The sequence below is a fragment of the Wenzhouxiangella sp. XN24 genome (genome assembly GCF_011064545.1).
GTDB lineage: Bacteria > Pseudomonadota > Gammaproteobacteria > Steroidobacterales > XN24 > XN24.
The window spans coordinates 326,388-341,215 of the sequence record NZ_JAAMFG010000036.1; the positions used below are offsets into that span (position 1 = coordinate 326,388).

Genomic DNA, 14,828 nt, shown 5'->3' on the forward strand with positions numbered 1-14,828 from the left:
GAACAGTCATGTTCGGGACAAAGAAACTAGCGTGGGCGCTCCTCGCAGCACTCGTGACGAGCCTGGCGCTCGCCGCACCACCGCCCGGTAAAGGTGGTGGTGGTGGTGGTGGTGGCGGCGGCGGTGGTGGCGGCGGCGGCGGCGGCGGCGGGGGCGGTGGCGACGCCGTCGACGTTTACGCCGAGATGGTGGAGATCGACCGCGACATCAATGGCGTGCCGATCCTGACCTACGCGCTCGGCCCCGGGGATGCGTGGACCTGGGTACGTTCGCCGATCATGTTCGGGAACACGGAAGCATGCCCCGCCGATGTGCTTGATTTCGCCACCCTCGAACCGGTGGGTCCGACATCGATCTACACGGCACTCGGAATCGAAGCACGCTACATCCCCTTCGTGGACGGGGAGATTCCGGAGGCGTACGGCGTCTGCATGACCGAGGCTCATCTCGGCCGCCTCAGTGCAGTGCGGGCCCCCGAAAAGGTGCTGGACATGGCGCTGCTGGAACTGGTGACCGCGCTCAAGACCCCGGGAGTGACGATTGCGCTCGACGAGGCCGGCCGCCTGAAGATCAGCTACTTCGACGAAATACTCGACGTGCAGGTCGTCAAGACCATCGACGCACCGCGGGAGAATCTCGCGGGCTTCGAGAGCCTGCTCGAAACTGCCGAGCTTTCGCACGCCGAGGTGGCCGGCGGCGCCGTCGAAGGGTTGCCGGTCCGCCCGGACCGCACGGGACAGGCCTATCCGGAATCTCTGCAGCTGATGGACCGGGCCGCGGCGATGCTGGGCGGCGCGTCCGACAAGTTCGGCGCCGTCGGGCTCGACGAGTTGATGTACGTCAGCGAGATTCTCACGCTGGGCACGGACATGACCACGGCTGCAAAAGATGCCTTCGGCGAGCCGTTCGCCAGTGCCGATCCCAAGGCCAAGACGACGTTCTTCAACTTCTCGCGATTCCAGTACGACCGCGCCAAGACCTACGCCGGCGAGGTGTGCTACCTGAAGGTGACCACACCCGCAGGTGCGCCGGCCGACGGCCAGACGCTTCCGGTGGACGTGACCGGCCAGGTCGTCAAGGAGCCGATCCTGTCGCTGGTATTCCCGCCCTTGGACGACGCAAGCGGATACGTGGGCGGTTTGCAAAACGACGGCGCCTACACGGGCTTCAAGGGCGGTAACGCCTGGGGCTTCGCCCGCGCGGTAGACGACGCACGTGCCGTGATCTATTTCGTCCATGAGCATCCGGTGCCTGTCGAGCTGATAGAGTACTGCGACCTGGAAAACGACACCGGCCAGTAATCTGCCGGAAAGATATCTCCCGTGCTCGATGGCGGCGAGGGCTCAACGGGCCCTCGCCGTCGTCCTGGGCGGGAGTGGCCGCTCCCGCCTTTCGCTGGAAGCGGTGCGGACCCCGTCGCAAGGCGTGTGAGTGGTTTCCTGGCTTGGGCGTTCCTGGTTCGCCCAATGCTTACATGAGCCAATCAACGATCCATAATGGAGGGCTAACCGACCGACAATTCGAGCGGCTGGCACGCATCACTGGAGCACTGCCGATGAAGTATTTCCGTCCTGTCGCGGCCATCCTGCTGCTCGGGTTCGCCACTGCAGGCACCCCGCTGCATGCCCGGGACCAGCACATCGTGCTTGCATCCACCACGTCCACCGACAACTCCGGCTTGTTCGGCCACATCATTCCCATATTCACCGGCAAGACGGGGATCGAGGTCCGCGTCGTGGCCGTCGGCACCGGCCAGGCGTTCGCCATCGCGCGCGCCGGCGACGCCGACGCCCTGCTGGTGCATGACGCCGCGGGGGAGAGGACGATGGTGAGCGAGGGCTATGCGCTCGAGCGTCGCGATGTCATGTACAACGACTTCGTGATCATCGGGCCGAGCAGCGATCCCGCGGGGGTCAAGTCCGCCGGGTCCGCCGCGGAAGCCTTCGCGCTGATCGCCGCAAACGACGGCGTCTTTGCGTCGCGCGGCGACGACAGCGGCACCCACCGGGCCGAGCTGGGCCTCTGGGAGAAAGCCGGCGTCACGCCGCATGGGAGCTGGTACCGCGAGCTCGGCAGCGGCATGGGCGCGACGCTGAACACGGCGGCGGCGATGAACGCCTACGTCTTCGCCGACCGCGCCACCTGGATCAGTTTCGACAATCGCCAGGAGCTCGCCATCGTGTTCGAGGGCGACCCCGTGCTGTTCAACCAGTACGGCAGCGTGCTGCTGAACCCGGAGCGCAACCCCCACCTGAAACAGGCCCTCGCGAAGCAGTGGCACGAGTGGCTCCTGTCCGAGGAGGGCCAGGCGGCAATTGCGGATTTCGAGCGCCGCGGCCAGCAGCTATTCTTCGCGAATGCGAAGTAGTTGCCCTACGGACATACCGTCGGGAACGATGCGCATAAACAATAAAACATAAGGAAAACAATGATGCCTACAAGAAGCGCCAACAGAATGGCCTGCGTCCTGCTGTCGGGCAGCGCTGTGCTGTCATTCGCCGTCACCGCGACGGCGGCCCCCGAGTTCGACGTGCGCGGTCGTGTCCACCTCGACTATGCCCTGCACGACGACGACCAGATCGACCTCGACGACGGGTTCCTGTTCCGTCGTACCTTCGTCGGTGTACAGGGCACGATCAACGAGAACTGGTCCGGGATCATCGAGTATGACTTCTCGGAGAACGGCACCAATGCCCAGGATGTCGTCCTGCGCCGCAAGCTGTCCGGCGGCACGCTGAAGATCGGCAACTTCAAGGTGCCGATGGGCCTGGAAGAAGTGGCGAGCACCAACAACATCTGGTTCATCGAGCGCTCCTCGCCCAATACGGCCCTGGTGGATGCACGCCGGATCGGCATCGGCTACGACTACTTCGAGGGTGCGATCGGCTTCCAGGGCATGGCTTACGGCCGCGGCCTCGGCAGCAACCAGGAAGGCGATGAGCCGCTGGGGATCGCCGGACGCTTCGTATTCGCACCGGTGCTGGACGGTAACCAGCTGCACCTTGCGGCCTCGTTCGCCTACGAGGACGTGCGCGACTACAACGTGAAGCGCTTCCGCGACCGGCCCGAGGCCCGCGTGGACGGCACTCGCCTCGTAGACACAGGCAGCATCCCGGACGTCGACAAGACCATGAAATACGGCGTCGAGGCGGCCTACCAGAGCGGCCCGTTCGCAGTGCAGACGGAGTACTTCGGTGTCGGGGTCGATCGCAATGCCGGCGCCGAGCCGGACTTCAGCGGCTGGTATGTGCAGGGCAGCTGGATCGTCACCGGGGAGAAGCGCGGCTATGGCAAAGGCATCTTCCGCAGCGTGAAGCCCGGCAATCCCGACCGGGGGGCCTGGGAAGTGACCGCCCGTTACAGCGCCCTGGACCTGAACGACACCGGCTTCCAGGGGGGCGAACAGGAAAACCTGACCCTGGGCCTGACCTACTACTCGAACCCCAACGTACGCTTCATGCTGAACTACATCATGGTGGACGTCACGGACAGCGGCGCCGTCGTCGATGGCTCGCCCGTGGGGGACGAGTCGCCCAACATCCTCATCGGCCGCGCACAGTACAGCTTCTAGCGCCAGGCCGAGACCTTCGGGGCGCGACGGTCAGGAATGACCGTCGCGCCGCCGCGGTTTCAGGCGGAGGCGCCCGGCAAAGCCCTTGGCCGACTGCAGCGGAATCACCCAGTCCTCGCCGTCACGCTCCGCCATCCGCCCCCGCGTCTCGCCCCACTGGTCGTCCGCCATCACGTAGCGCACGTTCCAGCCGTCCTCACCGGGGGTCGCTCGCACCGTCACGGTGTTGCGGAACAGGTGCTCCCCGGGAATGTGCCGTCGCCTCGCCATCGCGCCGTCCACCGTGTAGCCGGTGGTGGACACGGCGAGATCCACGCTGAACACGAAGGTCCGGCCGACCGTGATCTGGCGGCTGTCGAGAAATGCGCTGAACAGCACCGGCGAGCGGGGGGCTTCCAGCGGCATTCCCGCCGGCGCGAACAACTCGTCGAAACGGCGCAGCACGGCGGACTGGGTCTCGATGCGCCGTTCGTTGAGCTTGAACATGAAGGCGCCGCGCGGCGCGACGGTCGCCTCGAAATAATAGGCCGCACGCACGCGTTGGCCATGCTCGTGCGCGCGCCGGATACTGGGGGGCAATGGCAGGTGGATGCAGTCGAGCGAGCCGGTGACGCACAGATCGCCGAACAGGAAGCGCACCAGGTTCTGGTAGCCCTCTTCCGAGTTCACGATGCCGTAGGGGCCGCTGTGGCTGCGGTAGACGAAGGCGCGGGGCGCGCCGCGCACCGTGGCGTTCTCGATGCGCACGAGGCCGTCGCTCATGTCGCCGGCCGCGAGTCGCGCGATCCCGTAGTCCCGGTGGTTGGTACCGACCAGGCAGAAGAACCGCTCCACCGGGAAACGGCCGTTGAGCGAATCGACGCGTGGCGCGTCGTCCGGCAGGCCGAGGTATTCCGCCATCCGGTCGCGATTGAAATTGTTCATGTCCCACAAGCCGAGAATGGCGGGCACGTTCGCGCCGGCGAGGTCGATGCCGTTATGGGGCGTCGCGTAGGTGAACACCTTGTCCACGAGCCGCCGGTCCGCCGGCGAGCTCACGGCGTCGTTCTGCAGGAAGGCGCGACACACGAGCCCACCCATCGAATGCGCCACGAGGTAGACCCGGAAGTCGGCGCGCTTCACGGCGTCGTCACCGCACACCTGGTCGCGCAGCTGGTGGATCAGCTTCTTGAGTCCCGCCGCCGCTTCCAGGATGGAAAGCCTCCGCCCCGTGCCGAGGTCGCGGTCCGCAGCCTCGTAGTAACGGTAGATGAGTACGCTTTTCTCGTCGATCGGCCCGGTCAGCTCGCGCCCGTCCTGGTAGACGTCGCGGTAACCGTATTCCTTCATCAGCCGGATCAGCGGCGACTCGAAGATGTGGCGGATGACGCTGCCGCGCCAGTCCTGGCGGACCTTCGTCGAGCCGAGGTTGAAGCCCATGTAGGGCGTCGCCACCGTCTCGGCGATGTCCGACGGTCGCATGGCATAGCCGCGTACGTAAATGATCGGGAAGAACGGGCGCATTCAGCAACCTCCCGCCATTGTCCCCGCGGTCCTCAGCCCCCGCCGCGAGGAGGGAAGGTTTCCAGCAAGTTTTCCACGGCCGTGCGCACGGCCTCGGGCTCCGCCTCGGGACTGCGGAAGGCGCCCTCCAGCGTGCCGCGCCACACCTGCGCGTTGCGGTCGGTGTCGATGACGTCGATGGCCAGGTTGCCGACCTTGCGGGGACCGCCCAGCGGGAGGCTGATCCCCACGCTGCCGCCCAGGTTGCCGCCCCAGCTCCCGGCGCCGAGCCCGACGCTGACCGGCGACCCGGGCCGGTCGCCGGTGAATATCACCCCGGAGACGCGGCAATCGGGGTTCTCCGCATCCACCGTGTAACCCTTGCCCTCGAGCACGCGCATCACTTCGTCGCGAACACGCTGCTCGGCGATGGAGGCCGGACGCTGCGGCTCTTCGTACCAGCCGAAACGCTCACAGTCGGGCGGTTCGTCCGCGACGTCGATGTAGGCCTTCGGCGTCGTGGCGCACGCCGAAACCCCCAGGACCACAAGGGCCCCGAGGGCCACGCCGCTGCCACGCCGATTGAACCGGTTCACGGCTTGCCTGCCGATTCGGCCAGGGCCTCGGCCAGCCCGCTGACGACCTCGGCGCCTGCCGGCACCTGGATACTCGAGCCCTGGAAATCATCGCCGACCGGTTCCACCCGCCCGCCGAGGCAGGCGCCGAGGAACCCCTCAGTCACGGCATAGAAGCTGAGCCGGTTTTCAGGCACGGCGAAGCCGTGGCCCTCGTCCGGATACAGCACGTAGGTCACCGGGATCTCCTTCGCCGTCATCGCATCCACGATCTGGTCGCTTTCCGCCTGCTTGACGCGGGGGTCGTTGGCGCCCTGGGCGATCAGCAGCGGCTTGCTGATGTTGTCCACGTAGTTCAGCGGGGAACGCTCCTCGAGGATCGCGAGACCTTCCTCGGTCCGCGGGTCACCGACCCGGCGGGCGAGTTGCTCGAAGAAAGAAGCCCAGTAAGGCGGCACGCTGGCGAGCAGGGTCTTGAGATTCGACGGGCCGACGATATCCACGCCGCAGGCGAAGGTCTCGGGCGTGTTGGTCATGCCCCACAGCACAGCGTAACCCCCGTAGGAGCCGCCGAAAATCGCTACGGCATCACGGGTCGTGATGCCCCGGTCGATGGCCCACTCGACGGCGTCGAGCAGGTCGTCATGCATCTTGCGGCCCCACTCGAGATCGCCCGCATTGACGAATTCCTTGCCGAACCCGCGCGACCCGCGGAAATTGACCGACAGCACCGCGTAACCGCGATTCGCCAGCCACTGGTGGTCGGCCCGGTAGCCGAAATCGTCGCGCGCCCAGGGCCCGCCGTGCACGTTGAGCACCATCGGCACGGGCTCCGACGGCACACCGTCGGCATCCGGGTCCAGCCATGGCGGCAGCGACAGGTAGCTGACCAGGGTCTTGCCGTCACGGCTCTCGATCTCGATGGGATACATCGGTGCGAGGGGCGCTCCTTCCAGCTCCGGCCGGGTGGTGAACAGTTTCTCCAGGCGGCGCGCTTCGCGGTCGTACAGCCAGTAGGTGAACGGCTCGGTCACCCGGTCGACGCCGATGACCCAGGACCGGTCGTCATCGCTGCGGCTCGCGACCGACCACTCCCCGCCGGCCCGTTCGTCGAGGAACGCGATGTCGTCCCTGATCGCGTCGCCGACCGGATACCAGCGATTCACGAGGTAATTCTCGGCGTAGGCCTGCACCTCGCCCGTGATCGGGTGTGCCAGGATCCCGCCGATATCGGCGCGCCGGCCGTCCGCGATGGTCTCGGTCTCGCCGCTGGCCAGGTCGAGCTTCACCAGGGCGGTGGTGTCGCGCCCGCGGGAATCGAGCATATAGGCGAAGTCCGCGCCCTGCGGAATGGAGAGCACGCCGCTCGTCAGGGCGTCGTCCGACGGAATGACGGTCAGCGGGCTGGTCTCGCCGTCGGCGCCGATCGACTCAATCGCCATGCCACCGTCCGGCAAAGGCCGGGTCGCCAGGCGCAGCGTCAGCGATTGGTCCGCAACGAAGCCGGCATAACCGTCGTTCTGGCGTACCAGGGACATCTCGCCCGTCTCGAGATTGAGGCGGTGCACGTCGTGCCAGCGGGGATCGCGATCGTTCAGGCCGATCAGCAGTTCATCCTCGATCTCGCGGCTGCCGCCGACGATCGTCACCCGCACGTCCTCGAATGGCGTGTAGTTGCGCGTCGCGCCGGTCTCGAGATTGACGCCGTACAGGAGAAAATCCTCGTCGCCCCCCTTGTCCTGGACGAACAGGATCTGCCCTGAGTCGGGCGACCAGAAATAGCTGCGGATGGGGCGCACGCGCTCCTCGGTGACCACCTTTGGCTCCCCGGTGGCCGCCGCGTCGGTCACCCAGACGTTCATCACGCCCTCGTGCGGCGCCAGGAAAGCCAGCCGCTTGCCATCCGGGCTGAGCCGCGCGGTGCTGCGCGCGGGGTTGCCGAGCAGTTTCTCGCGTGACAGCAGTTCGGCGGGTTCGGACGGGGTGCCGGTCGGCATGGTGCAGCCGCTCAAAGTCATGGAAACCAGGGCCGCACCGGCCACCAGGTGCGTCAACGAAAACTCGCTCATCTTGTTGTCCTCGTGTTTGGCGGGGCCGCCGCGTGATCGGGCGGCGGCTCCAGGAATGACAATAAGGTAGCAGAACTGGCCTTTGCGCCACAGCCCGCGGTTCGCCGGAGGCTCAGGGGAACCCGCTGCTGCGTGGCGGTGTCAACAGCTAGACTAGGCTTGCATCTTGCAGCCCAACGGTATCGCTCATGGACAAGAGAATCCTCTGGCCCGTCCTCATCGTGGTCCTCGTGGGCCTCGTCGCCATCTTCTACCCGCGAAAAGCCACCGAACCGCCGCCTGAAGCCGTCGAGCTTCCTGCCCGTGTCGTCCCCGAGACCCCGGAATACGTCTCCCCGCTGGAACCGGAGCCCGATCCGGAGCCGGCCCCGGATTTCGCCGCACAAGCCCCTCCCGAGCCGGCGCCACCGCTGCCGGCGCTCGACGAGAGCGACCCCGAGGCGCGGGCGGCGCTGGCGACGGCTGCCGGGGAGACGCTGGTCGACGAGTACCTGGTGGAAACCGGCCTCATCCGCAAGCTGGTCGCCACGATCGACAACCTGCCGCGCGACACCCTGTGGATCGAGGCCCGCGCCGTGCCGCCGATCGACGGGCGTTTCCTCGTGCGCGGAGCAGAGGGCGAGCGGGTCATCGCCCCGGCCAACAGCGCCCGCTACGCCGCGTTCGTCCTGCTCGCGGACGCCGTGGACAGCGCGGCCCTGGCCGCGGCCTATCGCCGCCACTACCCGCTGCTGCAGCAGGCCTTCGAGGAACTCGGCTACGGCGGGCGACAGTTCCACAACCGGGTGCTGGAAGTGATCGACCACCTGCTGGCGACCCCCGAGATCCAGGGGCCGATCCGTGTCGAACAACCTCACGTGCGCTACCGTTTCGCCGACCCGGATCTCGAAGCGCTGTCCTCGGGACAGAAAATCCTGCTCCGCGTCGGCGCGGAAAATGCGACAATCCTGCGCGCCAAGCTGGCAGAGTTGCGGACCGCGCTAGAAACGCTCGCCGCCGTACCGATCGAAGAATAATTTCAAGAATTCCCCCCGGGACAAGGATCCAGGATGGATATGGCCACGCGGCTTCGCCGCCTGCTGAGCGCGACATACGACACGGTGGTGCTTCGCCACCCGGTCGTCACATTGCTGGCCACCGTGCTGTTGGTGGCGTCGCTCGGGGCGTTCGCGCCGCGCTTCCAGCTGGACGCCTCGTCGCAAACCCTGGTGATGGAAGGCGACGAGGCGGTGCGCTTTTACCGCGCCGTCCGGGCCCGCTACGAATCGGATGATTTCCTGGTCGTCACCTACACGCCGGATGGCGGGCTGTTCACGGCGCCTGCACTCGATCGGCTGGAGGCACTGCGCGACGCGCTGGCCGACGTGGACTACGTGGAGGACGTCACGTCGCTGCTCGACGTCCCGTTGCTCCACGGACTCGATGTCAGCCTGACGGAACTGCCCACGGATCCTGCTGCACTCACCTGCGACGGCCCGGACCGCGTGCAGGATTGCCAGCGCGCGCTGGACAGCACGCTGTATCGCAACCTGCTGGTCAGCCCGGACGGCAGCACCACGGCCATTCGCGTCGAACTGCCACAGGACGCGGAGTATCGCGCCTTGCAACAGGCGCGTGACGCACTGCGCATCAAGGACGAGGAAAGCGGTCTCGGGCCGGAGGAACGCGCCGAGCTGGAATTGCTCGACCGGCAGACATCGGCTCGGGGCGATATCCTGCGTGAGCGTGAGACCAGGGTCATCGCCGAGATCCGCGAGGTGCTGGATCGCTTCCGCGACCAGGCCGTGATTCATCTCGGCGGCGTGCCGATGATCGCGGTGGATTCGATCGCTTTCATCCGCTCCGATCTCACGACCTTCGGTGTAGCAGTCGGCGCCTTCATCATCCTCATCCTGGCAGCCGCGTTTCGTCGCTGGCAATGGGTCGTGCTGCCGGTCGCCACCTGCGCCGCGACGGTCATCGGGATGATCGGCCTGCTGGGACTGCTGGGCTGGCCGGTCACTGTCGTATCGTCGAATTTCGTCTCGTTGCTGCTGATTCTCAACCTGGCCCTGGTCGTGCACCTGATCGTCCGCTACAGGGAACTCCACCAGCTGCATCCGGATCACGACCAGTTCGCCCTCGTGCAGGCCACGGTGCACAGCAAGTTCGTCCCCTGCCTCTACACCGTGCTGACCACCATGGTCGCTTTCGGCTCGCTGCTGGTGAGCGGCATCCGCCCCGTGATCGATTTCGGCTGGATGATGGTGATGGGACTGGGCCTCGCCTTCGTGCTTTCCTTCACGCTGTTTCCGGCCGCGGTGATGCTGCTGAGGGCCGGGCGGCCGGCCCCGCTTCTCAATCTCACCGGTTCGGTCACCGGGGCGCTGGCGAAGACCGTGACGCAATGGCCCGCCGCCACTATCGCCGTCGGCGCCGTGCTGGGCGTCATCGGGTTGTCCGGCGCCCTGCAGCTGTCCGTGGAGAATCGCTTCATCGACTACTTCAAGAAGAGCACCGAAATCTACCAGGGCATGCGACTGATCGACGAGAAGCTCGGCGGCACCACGCCGCTGGACGTGCTGGTCGATGCGCCGCCGCCGGAGCCGGAAGAAGCGGCCGAAGACGAAGAGTTCGCCCTCGATTTCATGGATGAGTTCGAGTCCGATGCCGGCATCGCCAGCACCAGCTACTGGCTGAATTCGAAGCGCCTGCCCGAAGTACGGCGTATTCACGACTACCTGGAGTCCTTGGCGGCGACGGGAAAAGTCATTTCCGTCGCCACGCCCATGGAGATGTTCGCTTCGCTGGAGCCGCGTGTCGCCACCGAGGATTTCTACCTCTCGGTGTTCTACAGTCGCCTGCCCGACCTGGTGAAGCAGACGCTGTTCGATCCCTACTTGTCCGACGACGGCAACCAGCTGCGCTTCAGCGTGCGGATCTATGAATCGTCGCAGGAGCTGGAACGGGATGCCTTGCTCGAGGAGATCCGGCGGCATATTGCCGTGGACATGGGCTATGGCGTGGAACAGGTGCGCCTCACGGGCATGATGGTGCTCTACAACAACATGCTGCAAAGCCTGTTCCGGTCGCAGATTCTCACCCTCGGGGTGGTGTTCGGCGCCATCATGCTGATGTTCCTCGTGCTGTTCCGCTCATGGCGCTATGCCGCGATCGGCCTGCTGCCGAACCTGCTCTCCGCGGCATTGGTGCTCGGCCTGATGGGCTGGGCGCGGATCTCGCTGGACCTGATGACGGTGACCATCGCGGCCATCACCATCGGCATCGGCGTCGATAACACGATCCACTATATCCATCGCTACCGCGAGGAGCTCGCGGGCAAGGGCGACGCATGGGACGCCGTGACGCGTTGCCACGGATCCATCGGCCGGGCGCTGTACTACACCACGGTGACGATCGTCCTCGGCTTCTCGGTGCTGGCCCTGTCGGCCTTCAAACCGACCATTTACTTCGGCCTGCTGACCGGCCTGGCGATGACCGCCGCCCTGCTGGCGAACATGACCCTGTTGCCGGCGCTGCTGGCGCGGACGGAGCCGCGCCGCAGCTGAGCGCCGGTGGTCGGCCTCGCCGGCGAGTCCGGACTCCGGTCAGACGCGGCGAAACACGAGGGTCGCGTTCGTGCCGCCGAAGCCGAAGCTGTTCGACATCACGGTGTCCAGTCGCTGCCCGTCGCGCCGCTCGCGAACGATGTCGAAGCCTTCGGCCGCGGGATCGAGGCGCTCGATGTTCGCAGATGCGGCAATAAAATCGTTCTGCAGCATGAGGATCGCATGGATCGCCTCGTTGACGCCCGCGGCGCCCAATGCATGGCCGGCGAGCGACTTGGTGGAGGCGATCGGCGGGCTCTCGTCGCCGAATACCGCGCGGATCGCCTCGAGTTCCTTCACGTCTCCGACCGGCGTGCTGGTGCCGTGCGTGTTCAGGTAGTCCACCGGCCCGTCCAGCCCCTCCAGGGCCATGCGCATGCAGCGCATCGCACCTTCGCCGGAGGGCTGCACCATGTCGGCGCCGTCGGACGTGGCGCCGTAGCCCACCAGTTCGCAGATCGGCTTTGCGCCGCGCGCAATGGCGTGTTCGAGCTCCTCGAGCACGAGGATGCCGCCCCCCCCGGAAATCACGAAGCCGTCCCGGTCCGCATCATAGGTCCGGGAGGCGCGCTCCGGCGTGTCGTTGTACTTGGATGACAAGGCGCCCATGCCGTCGAACATGACCGAAGTGCCCCAGTGCAATTCCTCGGCGCCACCGGCGAACACCATGTCCTGCTTGCCGAGCTGGATGAGCTCGGCGCCGTTGCCGATGCAATGGGCGCTCGTGGCGCATGCGGAGCTGATCGTGTAGCTGACGCCCTTGATCTTGAACGCCGTCGCCAGGTTGGCGGGGATGGCCGACGACATGCAGCGCGTCACCATGTACGGCCCCACCTTCCGGGCGCCTTTCTTCTGCACCGTTTCACCCGTCCAGAAGACGTTTTCGGTGGAGGCACCGCCGGAGCCGGCGATCAGGCCCGTGCGCGGGTTGCTGATATCGTCCTGCTCCAGCCCGGCCATGGCGATCGCCTCCTGCATCGCCACGTAGTTGTAGCCCACCGCGTCGCTCATGAAACGCTTCAGCTTGCGGTCGATCATCTCGGCGAGGGAAATCTCCACCGGGCCATGCACGTGACTGCGAAAGCCCAGTTCCTTGTATTCCTCGCTGAAGCGGATTCCGGAGCGGCCCGCTCGCAGGGAGGACAGCGTTTCCGCTGCGTTATTGCCGATGCTCGAGACGATCCCGAAGCCGGTGACGACGACACGACGCATGACGCCTCCTCAGAATGAATCGGTGGAAGTGAACAGACCGACTTTCAAGTCGGTAGCAGTATAGATGTCGCGCCCGTCGACGCTCATGGTGCCGTCGCCGATGCCCATGATGAGGCGGCGAAGAAGGACCCGTTTCATGTCGATCCGGTAAGTGACGCGGCTGGCGGTGGGCAGCACCTGGCCGGTGAACTTGACCTCGCCGACGCCCAGCGCGCGGCCCCGTCCGCGCCCCCCGCTCCAGCAAAGAAAGAAACCCACAAGCTGCCACAAGGCATCGAGGCCCAGGCAACCGGGCATCACCGGGTCGGACTCGAAGTGGCACTTGAAGAACCACAGGTCCGGATGGATATCGAGTTCGGCGACGATCTGGCCGAGGCCGTGAGGACCGCCGTCGCTGTCGATGTGCGTGATCCGGTCCGCCATGAGCATCGGCGGGAGAGGCATGCGTGCACCCTCGGGGCCGAACAACTCGCCGCGACCAGCCTGCAGCAATTCGTCGTAGTTATATGCGTTCTTATTCATCTGCGCCCCGGATCATGAATATTCCAGGGCGTTATTGTGCAGCAAAACCGACGAATATTTCTTTCGCGGCGCGACATGAAAAAAAACAGGCGCCCGCACCGAAGTGGGGACGCCTGTCAGGAGGGGAAAAAGTTCCTACAGGCCGGGACGCGTTCCGCCGCGAACCGGATCATCGGTCCAGCCGAGCGCAACCCAGTCGACCTGGTCGCCGCCGTGGCAGTCGCCGCAATCACCGCCCATGCCGAGCGCCATCTCTTTCGGCGCGATCTCGTGGTTGACCGACCAGAGGCTCACCGTGTCGACGAACTCGTATTCGCCGGTGTAAACCTGTCCGGCCGCGAGCGCGCCGTCCTGCAGGGCGAGGTTCCAGTCGTATGTGCCCCAGTAGGGGTTGGGACCGCCCGCAGCGCCGAACAGGTGCGGCACGAGAATGGTGTTGTTGTTCGCATCGGCCGGCTGGTTGCCGATCAGCTTCTTGAACGGATAGATCTTTGCATCGGGGTTCGTGTAATCCGTCGCCGGGCTGCCGAGATCGACCGGCACCGAGCTGTACTGGTCGTTGACGTTGATCAGCGTCTTGTTCCACTTGCCGTCGAAGAAGCGCAGCTCGGGACGCACGTCGGTGGCCCAGGCGAAGGTGCCCTTCATCTTGTCGTAGGTCGCCTTGCCGGTCACCGGATCCACGGGGATCGGATCGATGTCCTGGCCCGCGTCTTCCCAGTACCACTCGGTCTTGGTCGGCAGCTTCCGGGCGATGGCCGGGATATGGCAGGCCTGGCAGGCCAGGCGCGGATGACTGGCGACCGTGTTCTGGACACTGCTGCCGGCATGGATATTCGCGCTGTCGCCGTGGCAGTCGGTGCACTGCTTCATGTCACCCTCGTCCACAGAGTGGTAGGGCATCCCGCCGATGCCGTGCGACATCATTGCGCCGTCAGCGTCGCGCTTCACGCCATGGCAATCGACGCAGCTCAGGTTCGCGCCGTCCACCGCCATGTGCACGTCGAACTCGCGCGTCGTGGCGATCAGGTCGGAGGAGAGGTCGCCGTGCTTGACGTTGTCGCCGCCGCCGGCGCCGGCATGGCAGAACAGGCAGGCCTGACGCGTCGGCACGCCGCCGTTGGCGCCGACGCTCTGTGCGACAGCCTGGAGATCCACGCTGGCCGGGGGGCGCCCCGCGAGTGGCGGAGCCTTGGTGTAGGTGCCGGTCTGGTCATGACAGGCGAAGCAGTCGATCTTCGTGCGATCGCCGAAATCGTAGCTCGCGTCCGCGTAATCGTAGCCGATATGGCACTGCGTGCAGCGCCCCTCGTTGCTCGGCACCGCCACACAGAAATTGTTGATGATGTCGTTCTTGCCGTGGATCTCGCCCTCGACGCCCTCGAGGTTCGTCGCCACGCCTTCCCACTTGAAGTGGCCGGTGGTCAGGATGTCGTCACCGATTTCACCGTGGCAGGCGAGGCAGGACTCGGTGCCCTCGTAGGGACGATCCGCGAAAAAGGCCGCATGCAGTGACTCGGCGTCGCCGATGGACGGCGGCTGCTGGCAGTCGAGCACGTCCACGACGCCGTCATTGTTGACATCTTCATCGGCGTCGGCGACGCCGTTCTCGTTCAGGTCCCAGCAGCTGATGCCATCCGTCCCGGGTGCACCGGCCAGGCCGTCCTCCCCGTCGTCGCCGTCGTCACCGCTGCAACCCCCGAGCGACAGGAGGAGCGCGACCGCGCAGGCGCCGAGCCAGCGGACTGATGGCGCGTCGTTGATCTTCTTCATGACAGAAATCCTCGGCATATTCCCCAAAGTCCCCGGT

11 protein-coding genes are annotated in these 14,828 nt (G+C 65.9%); 5 read left to right on the forward strand and 6 right to left on the reverse strand.

From position 1 onward, the window contains the following. Positions 1–8 precede the first annotated feature (8 nt). From G6032_RS13620 to G6032_RS13630, 3 genes are all read left to right on the forward strand, one after another. A complete protein-coding gene (locus tag G6032_RS13620; protein WP_206211987.1) occupies positions 9–1,301 on the forward strand; it encodes a hypothetical protein in 1,293 nt (430 codons plus the stop codon). A 254-nt stretch (positions 1,302–1,555) separates the two neighbouring features. After that, the gene (locus tag G6032_RS13625; RefSeq protein ID WP_165282696.1) at positions 1,556–2,368 is read left to right on the forward strand and encodes a substrate-binding domain-containing protein; all 813 of its coding nucleotides are present in this window, start codon (positions 1,556–1,558) and stop codon (positions 2,366–2,368) included. A gap of 63 nt (positions 2,369–2,431) precedes the next feature. Beyond that, complete coding sequence (locus G6032_RS13630) at positions 2,432–3,571, forward strand: porin (protein WP_165282697.1); 1,140 nt, start codon at positions 2,432–2,434, stop codon at positions 3,569–3,571. 30 nt (positions 3,572–3,601) lie between these two features. On the opposite strand, the gene G6032_RS13635 is transcribed toward G6032_RS13630, so the two are convergent. From G6032_RS13635 to G6032_RS13645, 3 genes are read right to left on the reverse strand one after another with little or no spacing between them, the layout of a single operon-like run. Further along, complete coding sequence (locus G6032_RS13635) at positions 3,602–5,074, reverse strand: hypothetical protein (protein ID WP_165282698.1); 1,473 nt, start codon at positions 5,072–5,074, stop codon at positions 3,602–3,604. A gap of 32 nt (positions 5,075–5,106) precedes the next feature. Then, complete coding sequence (locus G6032_RS13640) at positions 5,107–5,649, reverse strand: DUF4136 domain-containing protein (RefSeq protein ID WP_165282699.1); 543 nt, start codon at positions 5,647–5,649, stop codon at positions 5,107–5,109. Continuing rightward, positions 5,646–7,697, reverse strand: coding sequence for a S9 family peptidase (locus tag G6032_RS13645; protein WP_206211988.1), 2,052 nt, complete (start codon positions 7,695–7,697; stop codon positions 5,646–5,648). The genes G6032_RS13640 and G6032_RS13645 overlap by 4 nt, the downstream gene beginning before the upstream one ends. Before the next feature lie 188 nt (positions 7,698–7,885). On the opposite strand from G6032_RS13645, the gene G6032_RS13650 reads away from it, so the two are divergent. Both G6032_RS13650 and G6032_RS13655 read left to right on the forward strand, forming a co-directional pair. Continuing rightward, positions 7,886–8,713: a DUF3014 domain-containing protein gene (locus G6032_RS13650; protein WP_165282700.1), complete on the forward strand. Its 828-nt coding sequence runs from the start codon at positions 7,886–7,888 to the stop codon at positions 8,711–8,713. A 39-nt stretch (positions 8,714–8,752) separates the two neighbouring features. Next, entirely contained in the window at positions 8,753–11,245 is a 2,493-nt protein-coding gene (locus G6032_RS13655; RefSeq protein WP_165282701.1) for an MMPL family transporter, read from the forward strand. 39 nt (positions 11,246–11,284) lie between these two features. Here G6032_RS13655 and fabB read toward each other — a convergent pair whose 3' ends face one another. The 3 genes from fabB to G6032_RS13670 all read right to left on the reverse strand — a co-directional run bounded on the left by fabB (position 11,285) and on the right by G6032_RS13670 (position 14,791). Next, entirely contained in the window at positions 11,285–12,496 is a 1,212-nt protein-coding gene (fabB, locus tag G6032_RS13660; RefSeq protein WP_165282702.1) for a beta-ketoacyl-ACP synthase I, read from the reverse strand. Between the two features lie 9 nt (positions 12,497–12,505). After that, positions 12,506–13,018, reverse strand: a complete 513-nt coding sequence (fabA, locus tag G6032_RS13665; protein ID WP_165282703.1) for a 3-hydroxyacyl-[acyl-carrier-protein] dehydratase FabA — start codon at positions 13,016–13,018, stop codon at positions 12,506–12,508. Positions 13,019–13,153: 135 nt separating this feature from the next. Continuing rightward, entirely contained in the window at positions 13,154–14,791 is a 1,638-nt protein-coding gene (locus tag G6032_RS13670; protein WP_165282704.1) for a tetrathionate reductase family octaheme c-type cytochrome, read from the reverse strand. Positions 14,792–14,828 lie beyond the last annotated feature (37 nt).

Bases quoted from the DNA above. Each gene is read 5' to 3' on its own strand.
- G6032_RS13620 (WP_206211987.1), top strand. From the start codon at position 9: ATGTTCGGGACAAAGAAACTAGCGTGGGCGCTCCTCGCAGCACTCGTG.
- G6032_RS13625 (WP_165282696.1), top strand. From the start codon at position 1,556: ATGAAGTATTTCCGTCCTGTCGCGGCCATCCTGCTGCTCGGGTTCGCC.
- G6032_RS13630 (WP_165282697.1), top strand. From the start codon at position 2,432: ATGCCTACAAGAAGCGCCAACAGAATGGCCTGCGTCCTGCTGTCGGGC.
- G6032_RS13635 (WP_165282698.1), bottom strand. From the start codon at position 5,074: ATGCGCCCGTTCTTCCCGATCATTTACGTACGCGGCTATGCCATGCGA.
- G6032_RS13645 (WP_206211988.1), bottom strand. From the start codon at position 7,697: ATGAGCGAGTTTTCGTTGACGCACCTGGTGGCCGGTGCGGCCCTGGTT.
- G6032_RS13650 (WP_165282700.1), top strand. From the start codon at position 7,886: ATGGACAAGAGAATCCTCTGGCCCGTCCTCATCGTGGTCCTCGTGGGC.
- G6032_RS13655 (WP_165282701.1), top strand. From the start codon at position 8,753: ATGGCCACGCGGCTTCGCCGCCTGCTGAGCGCGACATACGACACGGTG.
- fabB (WP_165282702.1), bottom strand. From the start codon at position 12,496: ATGCGTCGTGTCGTCGTCACCGGCTTCGGGATCGTCTCGAGCATCGGC.
- fabA (WP_165282703.1), bottom strand. From the start codon at position 13,018: ATGAATAAGAACGCATATAACTACGACGAATTGCTGCAGGCTGGTCGC.
- G6032_RS13670 (WP_165282704.1), bottom strand. From the start codon at position 14,791: ATGAAGAAGATCAACGACGCGCCATCAGTCCGCTGGCTCGGCGCCTGC.